Genomic DNA, 17,616 nt, shown 5'->3' on the forward strand with positions numbered 1-17,616 from the left:
CTTGTGAAACTAGAACAGATTACAGTTAGACATATAAAAATGCCAATGAAATCACCGTTTACAACGAGTTTTGGCACAATTGATGAAAAGGAACTTCTACTTATAGAAGCGATAGATGAATCAGGAATTGTAGGGTGGGGAGAAGCTGTTGCATTTGTAGCGCCTTGGTATACAGAGGAGACATTAAAAACAACGTGGCATATGCTTGAAGACTTCTTGATTCCTATCTTGTTACATAAAGAGGTTGGGCATCCAGATGAAGTTAGTGCTTTGTTTTCCTCTATTCGTCGTAATTGCATGGCGAAGTCCTCTATTGAAGGGGCTATATGGGATATTTATGCTCAACAAACAAAACAATCACTCGCTCAAGCGTTAGGCGGAGAAAAGGAACAAATAGAGGTAGGCGTTAGCGTAGGTATTCAATCTTCCACCGAAGTATTAATAGATCTATTAAAAAGCCATGTAAATAAAGGCTATAAACGAGTAAAAGTGAAAATTAAGCCTGGTCACGATGTAGAAGTAATTCGTGCTATACGAGCTGAAATGCCCGATTTGCCATTAATGGTAGATGCTAATTCGGCCTATACATTGAACGATATGGATGTATTGCAGCAACTTGATGCATTTAATCTATTAATGATTGAGCAACCTTTAGCTGTAGATGATATTGTCGACCATGCTAATCTACAGCGAAAGATAAAAACGCCTATTTGCTTAGATGAAAGCATCACCTCTTATGAAGATGCCCGAAAAGCGATAGAGCTAGGTAGTTGTGGTGTTATCAATATTAAAATAGGACGTGTGGGCGGTTTAACAGAAGCAAGAAGAATTCATGATTTATGTAAGGAAAATAAGATTCCCGTTTGGTGTGGCGGCATGTTAGAGGCCGGAATCGGACGAGCGCATAATATTGCATTAACATCGCTCACTAATTTTGTACTGCCGGGGGATACTGCGGGCTCTAGTCATTATTGGTATGAGGATATCATTACACCTGAAGTACTGGTAGAGGATGGTTATATTCGTGTGCCACAAACAATTGGTATTGGATATACCCCTAATATGAAGGTAATTGATAAGCTAACAATCAGCAGAAAGGTCTATCAATAATAGGTTCATCACCAAATGTTGTGGATGACTTTTGGTAAAACGTCTACTATGTAAATAAGTTGATCTTCGTTACGGCTGGGCGACTCCTTGGGGATTAGCGATAGAGGAACAAAGGCTAAAACCATCACATCCTGTGATAACGCCTTCGTGACCAACATCGTGTTGGCCCGAGACCCTGGAGCGAGCAGTTAGGGGAACGAAGGCTAAAAGCATCACGTCCTGTGATAACGCCTTCGTGACCAACATCCTGTTGCCCTAAGCGCTCATCGGACGCCCCCAGGAAAGCGCCCAGTCGGAACGGAAATCAACCACACGTTTTGGTGATGATCCCGATAATAGGATAAACAGGGAGAGAACTGATTGAAAAAAAGTTTGCAAATCGGTGGTGCCTATGTAGGAATTATCGTCGGTGCGGGATTTGCATCAGGACAGGAAATCGTACTTTATTTTACGAGCTATGGCTTTCATGGGATATATGGTGCTCTTATTGCCACATTTGGATTTGCTTTAGTAGGAATGTGCATTGCACAAATTAGCTCAAGGTTACGTACGACATCGCACAAGGATTTAATTTATCAAATTTCAGGTAATACTGTAGGTTTTGTGATGGATTATTTACTGTCCCTTTTCTTATTCGGTGTAGCAGTAATCATGTTTGCGGGAGCAGGTGCTACGTTTCATCAAATGTTTGGTCTGCCGGTTTGGCTAGGGAGCATTTGTATGATTGTACTGACTATAGCAACCGTTATGATGAATGTGAAGAGTATTATAAACATTATTGCTATTGCTACACCCTATCTGCTAGCAATTGTCTCGATAATAGCTGTCTATTCATTAGCTACGATGGATTTAACCTTTGTTGAACAAGCTGTTATCGCACAACAAGTACAAGTGAGTACTAAAAGCTGGTGGATTACAGCTTTACTGTATACGTCTTTTAATATTGGTGTATGTTTTTCACTTTTAACTGTTATGTGTGGATCTATTCGCAATGAGAAGGTGGCTGGGATGGGAGGTATTATTGGTGGGATTTTGCTTGGAGCTTTAATTCTTCTTATTAACCTATCCCTTCTTGCCAAAATGAATGTAATCGTTGGTATAGATATACCGATGCTAGCATTAGCAAATGAAATCCATCCTTTAATTGGTCTACTGATGTCCATTTCCTTATTAGGGATGATTTATAATACAGCAGTAGGGATGTTCTACTCATTCATGGTAAGATTTGCAAAACCGAATAAGGCTAGTTTTAAGATAACTGCCGTTTTTATAGGTGGTTTGGGCTTTTTAGCAAGTCTGGCTGGTTTTACGACGCTTGTAGCCAAGCTATATGCTGTGATGGGGTATGTCGGTTTTATATTAATCGTTTTAATTATTTTTGCGTGGCTTAAAGGCGTTCGACGAATAGCATAATTGATTAAATAAGGTGATTGAGAGTAAGTTAGTGTTTTATTCTCAATTACCTTTTTATTTGTGTCAAAAAAGTAGAAGTGTTTAACTTTGAGGAACCATAAAAAACGTAGAAATCCCGTTTAAAATGCTTGTTTCTTTAGTATTCTCAAATAAAACGAGAATAATTCTCAATTGAAGGTTGACTGAGAATGGAAACGAGCTTATAATGAGAATCGTGAGTAATGATAATCATTTTCAATGAGAGTTACGAGCAAAAATGAATCTACCGGGGATTACAATGAAAAAAAGATATCTTTTAACAGCAACTGTTGTGTTGTCTATAGTTTCACTATTTATCGGAGTAGTTGATATTAAACCGAGTGATCTTTTAGACTTCGAATCAGAAGAAACTAGACTATTTTTTATTAGTCGTATACCGAGACTTGTAGCAATCTTGTTAGCAGGTGCAGGTATGAGTATTGCTGGTTTAATTATGCAAAGCTTAAGTAGGAATAAGTTCGTGTCACCAACGACAGCAGGTACATTAGATGCTACAAAGTTGGGGGTACTAATTTCGATGATGTTTTTCACAAATGTCACGTACTTTCAAAAAATTTCCTTCGCTTTCATATTTGCTTTAGCCGGCACATTATTGTTTATGCAAATATTAAATCGAATAAAGTTTAAAGATGCGATCTTTATACCGCTTATTGGCTTAATGTTTGGGAATATCCTTTCTTCAATTACAACGTTCTTTGCGTATAAAGCGGATATTATCCAAAACATTTCTGCATGGTTACAGGGAGATTTCTCATTAATGATGAAAGGTCGTTATGAGCTTTTATACATAAGTATACCCGTGCTGATATTAGCTTACATTTATGCGAACCGCTTTACAGTGGCAGGAATGGGTGAGGATTTTGCAAAAAATCTTGGTCTTTCCTATAAATTCATTGTGAATTTAGGTTTAGTGTTAGTAGCACTTATTTCAACGACGGTGGTACTAACAGTTGGTGTGATTCCATTCCTTGGTTTAATCATTCCAAATATAATTTCGCTGTTCAAAGGGGATAACCTTGCTAAGACATTGCCTCATACCGCACTACTAGGAATGTCGTTCTTATTATTCTGCGATATTATAGGGCGTGTACTGATTTTCCCTTATGAAATTCCGATTAGTATGACTGTCGGTGTCATCGGAAGTGCAATCTTCCTAATTATGTTGTTTAGGGGGAAGGCATATGCGTAACCGTACAAAAATGTTGATTTTACTAGGTTTGGCTGTAGTATCTATTTTACTGTATGTATTTTATGAACTTAATGGTAACTACCATTATGCGTTACCACGCCGCCTTATTAAAGTGCTAGCGATGTCGTTAACGGGGATTGCGATAGCTTATTCAACCGTAGTCTTCCAAACGATTACACATAACCGTATTTTAACGCCAAGTGTAATGGGACTTGATGCATTATATATGATGGTTCAAACGTGTATCTATTTCTTCTTTGGCTCTATGTCGATATTCGTTATTAATGCTAAATACAATTTCTTACTAGCTGTTTTAGCTATGGTTATCTTTGCGTTAATTTTTTATCGTGTATTGTTCAAGGAAGGGAAGCGTCCGATTTATTTCTTACTTCTTGTCGGTATGATTGTCGGAACATTTTTAGGAAGTGTAACGACTTTCTTCCAAGTGTTGATAGATCCGAATGATTTTTTAAGCTTACAAAGTAAAATGTTTGCAAGCTTCAATAATGTCAATTCGGATTTAGTATGGCTGGCAGGTGTTGTCATAATCATTGCCTTTATTTACGGCTGGCGTCATATGAACCAATTAGACGTAATGTCTCTTGGTCGTGATACAGCCATTAACCTAGGGGTACCATATGACAAGCTTGTACAACGTATGCTCATATTATCTTCAGTATTAATTGCCGTTTCTACAGCTCTTGTGGGGCCTATTACGTTCTTTGGCTTAATCGTAGCAAATTTATCGTATCAATTTTTCAAGACGTACAAGCACTCTGTGATCATCGCAGGTTCTTGTGTAATGAGTATTGTAGCTTTAGTCGGTGGACAGTGGATGGTCGAACATATTTTTAATTTCGATACAACACTAAGCGTTATTATAAACTTCGTAGGTGGCGTATACTTCATCTACTTATTATTGAAGGAAAGTAGGTCAGCAGGATGATCCAAGTAAAAGAAATCTCTAAGTTTTTTGGGAAAAAACCGGTCATTCAAGATGTCAGTGTCGACGTTGCACCAGGGAAAATCACGTCTTTTATAGGACCAAATGGTGCAGGTAAATCAACATTGCTTTCAATGGTAAGCCGTTTACTTAATGCAGATACTGGGGAAGTATTACTCGATAAATCAGATGTACGTCGTTGGAAATCGGACGATTTTGCGAAGCGTGTATCCATTTTAAAACAGTCAAACTATATGAATGTACGCCTATCAATTCGTGAGCTTGTTTCATTCGGGCGTTTTCCTTATTCAAAAGGAAATTTAAAGCCTGAAGATGAGCTAAAGGTAGATGAGGCAATTCAATATATGAATTTAGAGGATCTTCAGCACAATTATTTGGATGAATTATCCGGCGGTCAACGTCAACGTGCATTTATCGCAATGGTTATTGCACAGGACACAGACTATATTTTACTTGATGAGCCACTTAACAATTTAGACATGAAGCACTCTGTGCAAATTATGAAGATTTTGCGTAAGCTCGTTGATGAGCTAGGTAAAACAGTTGTCATCGTTTTACACGATATTAACTTTGCTTCCGTCTACTCTGATCATATTGTCGCATTAAAAAATGGTCGTGTTGTCAAAGATGGTCCAACAAATGACATTATCAATCCTGATGCGCTTAAGGAAATCTATGATATGGATATTCCTGTTCAAGAACAGAATGGCTGTCGCATTTGTGTGTATTTTAACTCGTGAAAATAGTAATAGATGGTGCTACCGTCTAGACTATTAAATAAATTTAAAGGAGCAATTTTACGATGAAAAATTGGAAATTACTTACTGTATTAATGGCTATGATGCTATTAGTATTAGCTGCTTGCGGTTCTAAGGACGAAGCAAAAAAAGAAGATAAAGGTTCTTCAACTGATAACAAGCCTTCTGAGGCGCAAAAGGAAGAAGCTGCAGCTTATCCAATTACAATTCCAGGTAGTACAAGTGGCGAAGATACTTTTAAAGAAGTAACTCTTGATAAAATGCCAGAAAAAGTTGTTGTATTTGATTATGGTTTCCTTGATACTTTAGATGTTTTAGGTGTTAAAGTTGCAGGTGTTTCACAAAAATCACTTCCAAAATACTTAAGCAAATATGCCGATACAAGTTATGTAAATGTTGGTGCTTTAAAAGAGCCTGATTTTGAAGCAATCTCTTCTATGAATCCAGACGTTATTTTCATCTCTGGTCGTCAAGCACCAGCTTACGATGAATTATCTAAAATTGCACCGACAGTATATGTTGGGACAGACTATACTAATTTCTTAGAATCATTCAAAACAAACACAGAATTAGCTGGTAAGATTTTTGGCAAAGAGAAGGAAGTTGCTGATGCAATTACTGCATATGAAGCAAAAGTAGAAGAAGTTAAAGCAAAGACTGCTAAATCGGAAGATAAAGCTTTAATCGTATTAGGTGGCGAAGGTGCACTTTCTGCTTATGGTTCAGGTTCACGTTTTGGTGTAATTCATGATATTTACGGTGTGAAAGCTGCTGATGAAACTATTAAAGCATCTACACATGGTGATAATGTAAGTTTTGAATATGTACGTGACACAAACCCAGATGTTTTATTCGTAGTTGATAGCGATGCAGTTAGAAATCCAAACGGTGAATCTGGTACAAAAGCTGCAATTGAAAACGAAATCGTTGGAGCAACAAAAGCTGTGAAAAACGGAAAAGTGTTCTACTTAAATCCAGAAACTTGGTATCTTGCTAATGGCGGTTTAACTTCTGAAACTCAAAAAATTGAAGATGTTCTAAAGGCGTTTAAATAATATGTTTGTACAAATTAAACGTATTGTCGTTACGGAAGGAAATTCCGATAAAGTTGTTGAGCGTTTTGGTGCTAAAAAGGATGGCCCAACATTACTTGAACAACAGCCGGGCTTTATCGATAAGCAAGTACTGTTGAAAAAAGTACGACGTGGTGATGAGGAAGTGTTAATTGTGGTTCGTTGGGAATCAGAAGAGGCATGGAAAAATTGGGAGAAGAGCCCGGAGCATATTGCTGGTCATAAAGCAAATGCTGGTAAACCGAAGCCTGATCACATCATCGAAAGCGGACAAGAAGTTTATTATGTAAAAGGTTAATAATTTAGAGGTGTCTCAATGTTCATTTGAGGCACCTTTTTCTTATGAATATGCATGTCTGGTAGAAATAAAACAATAGATAGGCAAAGTGGCAGATAGCAGAGCGAAGGTGGCGGATAGAGGAGCCCAAGTGATGGATAGAAAGGTAAGAGCGACGGAAATAAATGGTGAAGTGGCGGATAGAAAAATTAAGCAATGAACATAGCCATTGAAATGACACATAAAACGTTATTAAGAAAGAAGGAGGCACAAATCTATAACCGTGCCATACCCAATCCAGTTTTATTCTTAGTGCTTAATAGACGATTTATTCCACGCATTAAGTGCTGTCGTAATATTAAAAGAAATACCATTGTCACTAATGGAGACCTCGGTAAAATGTTTAGGTGCGCAATTAGCTTCCTTTACAGCAGCAGTATATTTCCCTGAAGAGGACGTTTCTATTTCTGAATTATAGAGATGCACAGGTAGGCCGATTGTTTCTCCAATATTATCAGCATTAGATGAAGTGCTAGAGCAATTGCCTCTAGCATTTATAATACAAAAGCTTGGTAACATGTAGATTATAGGTATGTTTAATCCAGAGTTAAATCGACTTACTAAAGGTGTTATTGACTGACTTTCTTCAGATACTCTTATAATTCCATACTGTTCAATAAAAGCGTCTAGCTTTTGCTGAAGAGTATCCTCAAATCCAGGAATATTGCAAATAAAATTTGAAAATGTAGATTTGCTTTTAAACTCTGCTAATGTTTCTTTATATGCCCGTTGCTCGGCATCAACAATTATTTGTTCTATATATTGCTGTTCTTTCGAAGGTTTTTTAATCGTGATTTCCTCTTCAGACACAGAAATTGTACAGGAGAAATTAGCCGTAAGTATTAAAACGTTTTCATTTACTTCATGTTTCACTTCAATCACTCCCTGTGTTTCGAGTATTTCCTAGTTAATAGATATAAACGATTCCTATTTAGCTTCTTTCAGCGGGTGTCAAAACACCCGCTGAAATAGAGGAACTCAGTCTAAGAACGCCACGTCCTGTGGCAACGACTGAGTGACCAACATCACGTTGGCCCAAAGCCTTCGGACGCAATTATGACGAGGCATAATTGATAATGGCTCATCACGATAACGTAAGGAATTTTCATTCCGAATGGACTTCAATATGACTGTAATTCCAAGAAGTTGCCTAGCCTTCTCTCCAGTACGTGGCATACGGCCTCATTTCCATTTCTAATTTTTAGCGATGAACCTTTTAACTTGAATTAATCAAAAAAATGTACGAACAGAATGCAAATGATCTTATCCTATTTAAGCGTATCATCCATAAGGACGCCATTTCAATGGTGGGTTTACGCCAAAAAATGGCGGTCAATAATATAATACCGCCACTTTTTGGCGGTATTTCGTTAAACGATGAAATGTAAAATACTTACTTATAATTTCGACATCTAGTATTATTTCCCATTAATCTGTATACTATTTAATAACACATTTGGGGGAGGAGAGGACTATTGCAGGGTCTTGACGTACAAATTAATGAATCATTGGACATTCTAATCGAGAACGAGATATTAATAGGTCATGAACTACGGTCAATGCTAAAAGTTTTTAAGGAAGAAAAAAAGGCAGTTGGCTATTCATTTGGTAAGCTATGTTATTGGCATTACGAAGCATTTACAGATTGTTTGAACGAGGATATCTATAAAGTTGCCGCAGCTATCGAATTTTTAATTTTATCTTTTGATATAATCGATGACTTGCAGGATAAGGACTCAGACTACAGTTGGACTAAAACACCTGAACTATCATTAAATGTGGCTTTAGCTATGCTAGTTATGGCTTCTAGAGCTATACGTGAGACTTCCTTTGAACATAAAAATACAGCTATTCAAATACTAGAGGATTATGCATTACGCAGTATAAACGGTCAGCAACTAGATTTACTTAATACTTGTAGAGATGAGCAATCATATTTACAAATGATTGAACAAAAGTCAGGTTCTTTAACAGCAATGGGTTGCTTAATTGGTGAAGTACTTGCAAAAGGTGAGACATCTTCAAAGGTTGAGGAGTATGGAAAATACATAGGTATTATCCAACAAATTAAAAACGATATTCAAAGTTTAAAAACTTGGGGACCTAAAAATGATTTGCTAAATAAAAGATACTCATTGCCTATTATTTATCTTTTATCACAGAAAAATGATATTTCAAAGTCTGTTATAAACTATTATAATGATGATATAGATGCATTTTTGGATAATAACGCTACGGAAAACGAGTTGACAAATGGTGGTGCGATACGTTATGCAGTTACAATGAAAAATGTCTACAAGTTTAAAGCATTTGATATTCTTGAAAATGTAGCTATAAATGAAGTATGTAAAGACTACCTAAAAAAACTAATGAAATGAGGAGAGATTTGTATGATTAATGTAATTCAACATCTAGAAATGAACCCAGACATAGTTGCACTATTAAAGGAACAAAAAGCCTCATTAATTGGAGTTTCAGCTATGGAGCAAAAGGCAATACTTGCCTCATTTGAAGAAGTAGTAAGTAGCTTAGAAGTCGTATTTTGGAACTGAAAATAATTAAACGTATATGGTTTCTACTTGCTATAAGTATTTACATATTGCTAGGAGCTTACCTACTATATGTCACTTATAGCATGAATTTTTTTGTTCTAGGTTTAAAAGAAGAGAATGGGGAATGGGTAGTAACTAGTTCATACAATAAACAATTAGCGAATGGAGTTCGAATTTCTGAAGGAGATGTTGTTTTAAGTGTAAATAACATCCAAACAGAGGATGTCCCTAATGTAAAACATGACCATTTAATACGAACGGCAAACTTACTAACGATTATGAAGCCTAACGGACAAATAATTGATGTAAAGATTAGTAGATCAGATTTTCTAGAGCAAGTTATTTATTATATATTGGTAATACCAACCATTTACTTTTTTTTAACATTAATTATTGTGTTTTTCCTATATTTTAAACAAAAAAATACATCTCTTTTATGTTTACTTATTTTATTTATGCTCACTGTTTCTATTGCTTATGTTAGCATCGGTCCATCCGGTGGTCTTAATAATATAGGTGTAATCGTTAACCGTGGTAGCATGTTACTATGCTTAGTGTTATTACTCCATTTTTTAAGAAATTATTATACATTTTTAAAAACAAATTGGTTGCTTTCTAATAATATAAAATTATTTTATATACTCCCTGTGATGGTAATGATACTAGGCGGTATAGGCATTATTTACCCTGCTATTAATAGTTTACTATCGACTGTTGTACTAGCTACGTTCTTCATTTTACTTATTACCATACTTAGTATTTTATTGCTAAGCTATTTCAAATATAAATCGCCTCAGTTAAAAGTTTTATTAATTAGTATACTGATTCCGTTTCTGCCATTCCTTTTTCTATATGCGCTCCCTAACATTTTATTTCATCAATCTATACTTTCTGGTGAAAGTAGTGCACTATTTTTATTGCTAATTCCGTTTAGTTTTATTTTTACACAATTAGCAGAACGGCTATTTGATATCGAATATCATATTACTAGATTACGCTATTATGTAATTTTTTCATTGATATTTACTTTATGGTTTATAGTTGGTTTGTATTGGATTGCAGGAAAAAATTTAACTATACCCGTAATAACAGGTGTTTCTTTTTTTACTTTTACATCGTTAGTTGTTCTTTTTTACATAAAAGAGAAGGTCGATTATCGAAAACGAAAAATTTTATTTTCGACAAAAGGGGATTATATACATCAGCTATACACTGCTGTCGATAGGATTGGTAAAACGATAAAAATAGATGAGCTTCTAGAGAAGTTTGCTCAAGAGGTTTCATTACATCTTGAGCTAGAGCATGTATTTGTATTAACCTATAACTATGACACAAATCAATTTACTTCACCGGTTGAGGGAAGGCTTGCAATTAATCCAGCGCTAATAGAGGATTTAAAATTAGGAGAAATACGGAGAATTGACAAAGTCTACTTAGCCTTCCTCCATCAAGATGCTCATTATAAAAGAGTCTTAGTATTGGAACATAAAAATTCGATTCATTTAAAAGATGAAGAGCTTCTATGGCTTGAATTGCTTTTATTATATGTAAACAATTTTATTGAAAATACAAAGATGGTAGAAGAGCTGTTAGAGGAACTAAAGCATATGAGGCAAGCAGATGATAGTCAACTACCTTGGTTAAGCAAATTATTATGGTTAAGATTTGAAGAGGAAAAATATCAATTAGCTCAAGAATTACATGATACCAATTTGCAAGAGCAGCTCCATATTGCTCGAGAGGTTGATGTCCTAGTCAATACGAAAGATACAACTGATATCCAGCAAAAACTTGAGAAAATTCATCAGCAGATGATTACTTCTTTACATGATTTAAGAGCTTATTGTGAAAATTTAAAGCCTCCATTATTAGATACATTAGGGCTAAACGCTGCGTTAGAAAAGTTAATTCGTAAAGTAATAGAAAGAGCTAGTTTTGAATTAATTTATACGATAGATCGCCTTTATTTAGAGGATGAGCGTATGAATTTAATGATTTATCGACTATTCCAAGAATTACTCAACAATGCTTTAAAACATTCCTATGCAACAACAGTTGAAATTCGTTTACAGGAAATGGATGATGGTTTTGAAATCATCTACAAGGATGATGGTGTAGGCTGTAATATTGAAGATATTGTTGTCGGAGAGTCGATGGGAATTCAAGGTATACAAGAGCGTGTAAAGGCCTTTAACGGGCAGTTTTACATCGATTCACAGGTTAAAGAAGGGATGTTTATTAGAATTACAGTAAAAGAAGGAAGTGATACACTTGATTACGATGCTCATAGTGGATGATCACCCTATTGTGTTAGAGGGGACGAAAAATTTATTTCAAGAAAATGAAGATATTATAGTTGATACAGAATGTGATGCAACTCATGTCATACAGAGACTTAAAGACAAACCATATGATATCTACTTAATTGATATAAATATGCCGTTAGAAAATGGCATTAATTTAGCACGTAACATTAAAGCTATCCAGTCAAATGCTTCAATTATCCTTTATACTGGTGATGATATTACTGATTACTATCCACTTATTTTAGAACGGAAAATAGAAGGGATTTTAGCTAAAACAGCGTCTAAGGAACAAATTTTACGAACTGTTCGAGCCATTGTAAATGGTGAAATTGTTTTACCTCAAAATTTCTTAGATTTTCTTGATAATAAATTTAAATTGCAAGATGCAAAACTTGATATTCACTTAAATGAAAAAGAAAAGAGAATTTTAAGACTGATTGCGGAAGGCCATACAAATAAAGCGATTGCTATTGAGTTAAATATTCCTCAGCGAACAACCGAAAGATATTTAACACAGCTGTTTTCTTTATTGAATGTAGATTCACGGACAGACGCTGTAAATCTTGCAGAAAGAATGAATTTACTATAGATTGTCTGTATGTTATACTCATTCCAGTTGGGATATTTTTCAATAAAAAGGGAGAGTTTAGGTGGTTCTGGATACCGTATTTTAACTTGGTTAATTATACCTAAACTTTAAGTCTAAATAGCTATAATTTTCGTGTAACACCGCCAGATTTTGGCGGTGTTTTTTATATATCCGCCAAATCACGCCAAAAATCGGGACAAAGACCGCCAAAAAATTGGCGTAAACCCAACGTTGAAATATCGGTGTAAGTACTGGTACCCTTAAGATAATCGTGGTTAAGTAGATTTGCTATAGTAAGTAATACGATAATATTAGATTTCGATAAGAACCTGGTTATCTAAGAATAAAGTAGAAATTGTAGATTTTTTTAAAGTTACTAGCTAGTCAACATACTTCACTATAAAACTTTATATAAAGGTAGGCGTGTATTTTGAAAGTAGAACTTGAAAATTTATTTTCTATAGATGAATCTAGTCAAGATCAAGTTATAAAAGTTTATAATCGCTATGGTATTTTCATCGGTGCGCCTGAAATAAGAAAGAGAAATTTAAAGGCATCTTTTAATCCTATTTTTACATTAAATGATGATGTAACATATGAACATGTAGCGGCACTATATAAATCATTGGAACATGAATTAGGAATTGTTTCTATCGGAGAACGTTTTTATTTTGACTTTTCAGATGGTGAATATGAGCAAGCGGCATTGTTTACCTTAAATTCGACAGGTAACTCACCTGATATGTTTATAGATGATAAAGGAACTTTATTTTCTATAAGCACCCATTGCCAGCATTGTGGACTTATGGAAAAAGAACAACTTTCGCCATTAGTGATAGATACAACAGAAATGAAAGATCGTCATCTAGTTCATGTGAGCGGGTATTGGGTAGCTTCGCAGGAATTAGCGACATTAATGAAGCAAGAGGATATTAAAGGTTTTGAACTTTTAGAGGTTATTCATCAAGGACCGGAAGAAGGAAAGCGAAAAGCTTTTCAAATTATACCGACACAAGTATTGCCGGAATCTAGCACTGAAAGAGTTAAATTGTATTTTGCGACAGAGCAGCCTCCATGTCGTTGTGGGTTAAGTGGGGTAATCAATGGTCCTGATATATATCATCGCGAAGATTTAACTAATATAACAAATGATATAGTCCTCTCGGCAGAATGGAGTCATGATGGAAGATATTTATACCGAAAGACTTTATTCAGTAGAAAGTTTAGAGAATTAATTATTAAACACAATATATCCCGTGAGGTAAGAGGAGAGAAGGATAAAAACTTTGGACCGAAGGATTGGTTATTCGATCCAGTGTTATTAAAATAATTTAAACCGAAGATGAGGAAGTGTATATTTTGTTTAGAAAAATAATACCTATCGTTGCCATCTTATTTATCGTTGCGTTAGCTTTTTCAAATTATTTTAATAAAGCAGGAGAAAAATCCTTTGTCATACCTCAAGATAGAGGGAATACGGTAGGTTAGATAAAGTGAAGACTAATAATCAGTGGGGAGTTTAACCCCCACTGATTATTAGTCTTTACCAATCAGGCATTTAGGGCAACCTGTTAATGCGGGATAAAAAGCAAATTACCTCAAGTAAGCTTAAATATGATATGATGTGAAAAATATAACAGCATATAGTTTTGAGGTGAAGTATTATATGAAAAAATGGGCTTATCTTTTAGCCGTATTAACGCTCATTATCTTTTTTGTGTTACGAGTTACTTTTCCGAGTAAATTAATCAGTACTTTTGATACAAAAATGGCTGATTTATTTTTCGGTAACCGTTTTATAGAATTTTTTCACTATATAGGAGAACCGGTATTTGTAGTGTCTGTAGCTATCGTCTTAATTGTGTATTTAGCATGGAAGGTGAAAAATAACCGAGGTATATTATTTGTTTTGTTAACAATTGCTGGTGGGAATGTACTTAACCAATTATTAAAAAAATGGGTACATCGACCAAGACCGGAGATTGAAGACCAATTAACATCCTATAGCTTTCCATCTGGACATTCTATGACCGGTATTTTGTATTTATTTACAATTGCTTATATTTTTTCGGAGAATAATAGCAAGGGACGTAAGACATTACTTTGGCTTGGGGCAGTTGTTTTAACTGTGCTTATTGGTTTGTCTCGAATTGCTGGAGCCCGTCATTTTGCTTCAGATGTATTGGCCGGATGGAGTATGGGTTATACGTGGTTTATCATTTGTGTTTTTTGGTACGAACGTCGAAAGAGACTTCTTAAAGCGAAAAATAAATTATGAACTTGGAAAGGGAACCACCTAAATGATGGTTCCCTTTGTTATGTAGAAATAAGAGCGTCAATTATGAACATACAGCTTTTATTTTTGGCTCATCACTAAAAGTTGTGGATGACTTTTGTTAAAACATCTACTATGTAAATAAGTTGATCTTCGTTACGACTGGGCGACTCCTTGGGGATTAGCAATAGAGGAACGAAGGCTAAAAGCATCACATCCTGTGATAACGCCTTCGTGACCAACCTTGTGTTGGCCCGACGCCCCCAGGAAAGCGCCCAGTCGGAACGGAAATTAACAACACGTTATGGTGATGAGCTTTTTAATCTTTCCAATTACATGGAAAAAGCCTTATCTGCTTCCATAAGCTTTTTTACAACTTCTAAGCAATCATAGAATGTTTCAAAGGGCTCATAAGGAAGACGAAGGTCTTTACAGCGTTTAATAAGATGATCCCTAGCAAGTACTAAATCTGCCTGTTTTGCAGCCTCAAAATCAGAGAGTGAATCTCCAATTACGATTTTAAAATGATTGCTCTGTGCAACCATTCGCATAACGCTTGGCTTGCAACAACCACATCCCTGTGTCTCAAATTTCGCACATTCTTCATCACAGCTGTTTGGAAAGACGAGTTTAATTTGCTGTCCGGAAAAATCAGCACTGTTACAATATATACCAGAAAATGGACCGTATTTCTCTAACAGTGGCTCAATGAAAAAGTCGACACCCCCACTAACAATATAAAACGGAATATCCTTCTCTTGAGCAAAACGAACGAAATCACCAAAGCCCTTACGTATAATGGCTGTATCCAATAAATAGTGGATAACAGCATCCTTTTGTGTAGTCGATAATAGCTCGAACATTGCTGAAACGCCATCTTTAAAGGTTATAGTTTGTTCTATCATTGCCTTAGCAATTTTCTCAGATTCCTCTGGAACGAATTGAGTCATTAGTGAGACGATATTATCTGTTTCTGTAATAGTGCCATCAAAATCACAGAAAATAATTGGTTTCAAGCTATTTCCCCCTTCCAAGAAAAAACGTCTACTTTTGCAGTAGACGTCCAAATTTTACCTGTACACCATATTCATCGGCTTTTGTTAAGATAATTTGATGCTCTAGAAATTGATTTTTCATGGCCTTTACAAATTCTTGCGCAATAGCAGTAGGGATGATGGAAATCATTGTTGGACCCGCTCCACTTAATGCCGTTCCAAATGCCCCATTAGCCTTGGCGACTGCACGGATTTCTATATATTGCGGGATTAATTGGGCACGGAAAGGTTCATGAAAAAAATCAGCTTCCATATAACGACCTGCATGCTCAAAATCACGAACCATTAATGATGCTGCTAGCATATTAGCATTTGCAGAGGCTCTCACTGCGTATGCACGGTCAAATTGTTCTGGTAAAACAGAACGAGATTCACTTGTTTTTAGTTCGACATCAGGTACATACACAACAAAGGAAGCTTCTATATCATTGACATGAAATGTATCAACAACACCATTTTCATCCATTGAGGAAATTGTTAATCCTCCTAATACTGATGCTGTTGCATTGTCTGGATGCCCTTCGATCTGTGAGGATAAATTGAGTTTATCCTGTACAGTTAAGGCTAGATCACATACTTGGTTAGCTAGTTCAATTCCTGCTACGATGACAGCTGCACTACTCCCCAAACCACGGGCTAATGGAAGTTCACTTGCCATTTCAACACGGCAGGCAGGCAGCTGCTTACCGTATTGGTCCGCAATTTTTTTGGCAATCACGTATAGTAAGTGCTCTTCCAGCTCAAACTCTTTAGGACCATTATCATCGAGGTGGATAATTTCCCAATTATCCTGTAAAGATACGGTTAACTTTAAGTAAAGAGACAAGCCAAGTCCTATTGAGTCAAAGCCGGGGCCTAGATTGGCTGTGCTCCCAGGAACTGAGATTTGCCACATGTTACTCATAGTACGTCCTCGATGTATTTTCTAATTTCTTCCTCATCGTTTTTAAGTGAGACAACATCTACAGTCGAGATATTCATTGCAGTATCAGGATCTTTTAATCCATTACCAGTGAAAATCGTAACAACTTTAGAGCCCTTCGCAATTTTGCCATTTTCAACTGATTTAATAACGCCTGCTAATGATGCAGCTGAACCTGGTTCAACGAAAATTCCTTCAGTGCCTGCAATTAATTTGTAAGCAGCTAAAATTTCTTCGTCTGTCACCGAGTCAATAATTCCGCCAGACTCATCGCGAGCTGCTTCTGCGAATTTCCAGCTTGCGGGATTACCGATACGAATAGCTGTTGCCACTGTTTCAGGATTAGCGATAGGTTCACCATTTACAATTGCTGCTGCACCTTCAGCTTCAAAGCCGAACATCTTAGGTAAACCAGAGCCTTTTGCTGCATCATATTCTTTAAAGCCCTTCCAGTACGCAGTAATGTTACCTGCGTTACCAACAGGGATGCAAAGATAATCTGGAGCGGCTCCTAAAGCATCTACAATTTCAAATGATGCCGTTTTTTGCCCCTCAATGCGGTATGGATTCACAGAGTTTACAAGTGCCACTGGAGTTGTTTCACTTACTTGACGAACAATATGTAATGCATCATCAAAATTACCATCGATTTCGATAATCTTTGCACCATACATTGTTGCTTGAGCTAGCTTACCTAGGGCAACTTTCCCTTTAGGGATCACGACTATGGATTGGATTCCAGCACGTGTTGCATATGCTGCCGCTGCGGCTGATGTGTTACCTGTTGAAGCACAAATAACACATTTGCTACCTTCTTCAATTGCTTTTGCAACGGCAAACACCATACCACGGTCTTTAAATGAACCTGTTGGATTTGCACCTTCGATTTTTCCATAAAGCTCAATGCCAAGTTTCTTAGATAAATTTACTAAATGTATAAGAGGCGTATTGCCTTCGTTTAAAGTTAGAGCAGGTGTACTTTCAGTTACGGGTAAAAATTGTTTATATTCCTCAATTAGGCCTTTCCACATAAC

General features: G+C 36.1%; 18 protein-coding genes. 14 read left to right on the forward strand and 4 right to left on the reverse strand.

The window, feature by feature from the left end; all coding sequences use genetic code 11:
• Positions 1-3: 3 nt before the first annotated feature.
• From menC to ACQKN2_RS04750, 7 genes are all read left to right on the forward strand, one after another.
• Positions 4-1,110 carry an o-succinylbenzoate synthase gene (gene menC, locus ACQKN2_RS04720; RefSeq protein ID WP_427413920.1) on the forward strand — a complete coding sequence of 369 codons (1,107 nt, stop codon included), beginning with the start codon at positions 4-6 and terminating at the stop codon, positions 1,108-1,110.
• 360 nt (positions 1,111-1,470) lie between these two features.
• On the forward strand, positions 1,471-2,523 hold the full coding sequence (locus tag ACQKN2_RS04725) for a YkvI family membrane protein (RefSeq protein ID WP_427413921.1): 1,053 nt from the start codon (positions 1,471-1,473) through the stop codon (positions 2,521-2,523).
• 277 nt (positions 2,524-2,800) lie between these two features.
• Entirely contained in the window at positions 2,801-3,751 is a 951-nt protein-coding gene (locus ACQKN2_RS04730; RefSeq protein WP_427413922.1) for an ABC transporter permease, read from the forward strand.
• A complete protein-coding gene (locus ACQKN2_RS04735) occupies positions 3,744-4,697 on the forward strand; it encodes an iron chelate uptake ABC transporter family permease subunit (protein WP_427413923.1) in 954 nt (317 codons plus the stop codon). The genes ACQKN2_RS04730 and ACQKN2_RS04735 overlap by 8 nt, the downstream gene beginning before the upstream one ends.
• The gene (locus tag ACQKN2_RS04740) at positions 4,694-5,455 is read left to right on the forward strand and encodes an ABC transporter ATP-binding protein (protein ID WP_427413924.1); all 762 of its coding nucleotides are present in this window, start codon (positions 4,694-4,696) and stop codon (positions 5,453-5,455) included. The genes ACQKN2_RS04735 and ACQKN2_RS04740 overlap by 4 nt, the downstream gene beginning before the upstream one ends.
• Positions 5,456-5,517: 62 nt before the next feature.
• Positions 5,518-6,528, forward strand: coding sequence for a siderophore ABC transporter substrate-binding protein (locus tag ACQKN2_RS04745; protein ID WP_427413925.1), 1,011 nt, complete (start codon positions 5,518-5,520; stop codon positions 6,526-6,528).
• 1 nt (position 6,529) lies between these two features.
• Positions 6,530-6,844 (forward strand): antibiotic biosynthesis monooxygenase family protein, encoded by a 315-nt coding sequence (locus ACQKN2_RS04750; protein ID WP_079562489.1) that lies wholly within the window; start codon positions 6,530-6,532, stop codon positions 6,842-6,844.
• A gap of 288 nt (positions 6,845-7,132) precedes the next feature.
• On the opposite strand, the gene ACQKN2_RS04755 is transcribed toward ACQKN2_RS04750, so the two are convergent.
• Entirely contained in the window at positions 7,133-7,756 is a 624-nt protein-coding gene (locus ACQKN2_RS04755; RefSeq protein WP_427413926.1) for a hypothetical protein, read from the reverse strand.
• Between the two features lie 602 nt (positions 7,757-8,358).
• Between ACQKN2_RS04755 and ACQKN2_RS04760 the strand changes: the two genes are divergently transcribed.
• The 7 genes from ACQKN2_RS04760 (at position 8,359) to ACQKN2_RS04790 (ending at position 14,608) form a co-directional block, all read left to right on the forward strand.
• Positions 8,359-9,261, forward strand: a complete 903-nt coding sequence (locus tag ACQKN2_RS04760; protein WP_427413927.1) for a polyprenyl synthetase family protein — start codon at positions 8,359-8,361, stop codon at positions 9,259-9,261.
• 12 nt (positions 9,262-9,273) lie between these two features.
• Positions 9,274-9,435, forward strand: coding sequence for a competence pheromone ComX (gene comX, locus ACQKN2_RS04765; RefSeq protein WP_427413928.1), 162 nt, complete (start codon positions 9,274-9,276; stop codon positions 9,433-9,435).
• Positions 9,426-11,732: a sensor histidine kinase gene (locus ACQKN2_RS04770; RefSeq protein WP_427413929.1), complete on the forward strand. Its 2,307-nt coding sequence runs from the start codon at positions 9,426-9,428 to the stop codon at positions 11,730-11,732. The genes comX and ACQKN2_RS04770 overlap by 10 nt, the downstream gene beginning before the upstream one ends.
• Positions 11,716-12,330: a response regulator gene (locus tag ACQKN2_RS04775; protein ID WP_427413954.1), complete on the forward strand. Its 615-nt coding sequence runs from the start codon at positions 11,716-11,718 to the stop codon at positions 12,328-12,330. The genes ACQKN2_RS04770 and ACQKN2_RS04775 overlap by 17 nt, the downstream gene beginning before the upstream one ends.
• Positions 12,331-12,760: 430 nt before the next feature.
• Positions 12,761-13,660, forward strand: a complete 900-nt coding sequence (locus ACQKN2_RS04780) for a hypothetical protein (protein ID WP_427413930.1) — start codon at positions 12,761-12,763, stop codon at positions 13,658-13,660.
• 29 nt (positions 13,661-13,689) lie between these two features.
• Positions 13,690-13,818, forward strand: coding sequence for a hypothetical protein (locus ACQKN2_RS04785; protein WP_427413956.1), 129 nt, complete (start codon positions 13,690-13,692; stop codon positions 13,816-13,818).
• A 178-nt stretch (positions 13,819-13,996) separates the two neighbouring features.
• Positions 13,997-14,608, forward strand: coding sequence for a phosphatase PAP2 family protein (locus tag ACQKN2_RS04790; protein WP_427413931.1), 612 nt, complete (start codon positions 13,997-13,999; stop codon positions 14,606-14,608).
• Positions 14,609-14,937: 329 nt separating this feature from the next.
• Here the strand turns inward: ACQKN2_RS04790 and ACQKN2_RS04795 are convergent, their stop codons facing one another.
• From ACQKN2_RS04795 to thrC, 3 genes are read right to left on the reverse strand one after another with little or no spacing between them, the layout of a single operon-like run.
• Positions 14,938-15,621, reverse strand: coding sequence for an MtnX-like HAD-IB family phosphatase (locus ACQKN2_RS04795; RefSeq protein WP_427413932.1), 684 nt, complete (start codon positions 15,619-15,621; stop codon positions 14,938-14,940).
• Positions 15,622-15,649: 28 nt separating this feature from the next.
• Entirely contained in the window at positions 15,650-16,564 is a 915-nt protein-coding gene (gene thrB, locus ACQKN2_RS04800; protein WP_427413933.1) for a homoserine kinase, read from the reverse strand.
• Positions 16,561-17,613 carry a threonine synthase gene (gene thrC / locus ACQKN2_RS04805; RefSeq protein WP_427413934.1) on the reverse strand — a complete coding sequence of 351 codons (1,053 nt, stop codon included), beginning with the start codon at positions 17,611-17,613 and terminating at the stop codon, positions 16,561-16,563. Before thrC ends, thrB begins: the two co-directional genes overlap by 4 nt.
• Between the last annotated feature and the right edge of the window lie 3 nt (positions 17,614-17,616).

The sequence above is a fragment of the Lysinibacillus sp. NPDC093688 genome (assembly GCF_050280145.1).
In the GTDB taxonomy this organism is placed as follows: Bacteria; Bacillota; Bacilli; order Bacillales_A; family Planococcaceae; genus Lysinibacillus; species Lysinibacillus xylanilyticus_B.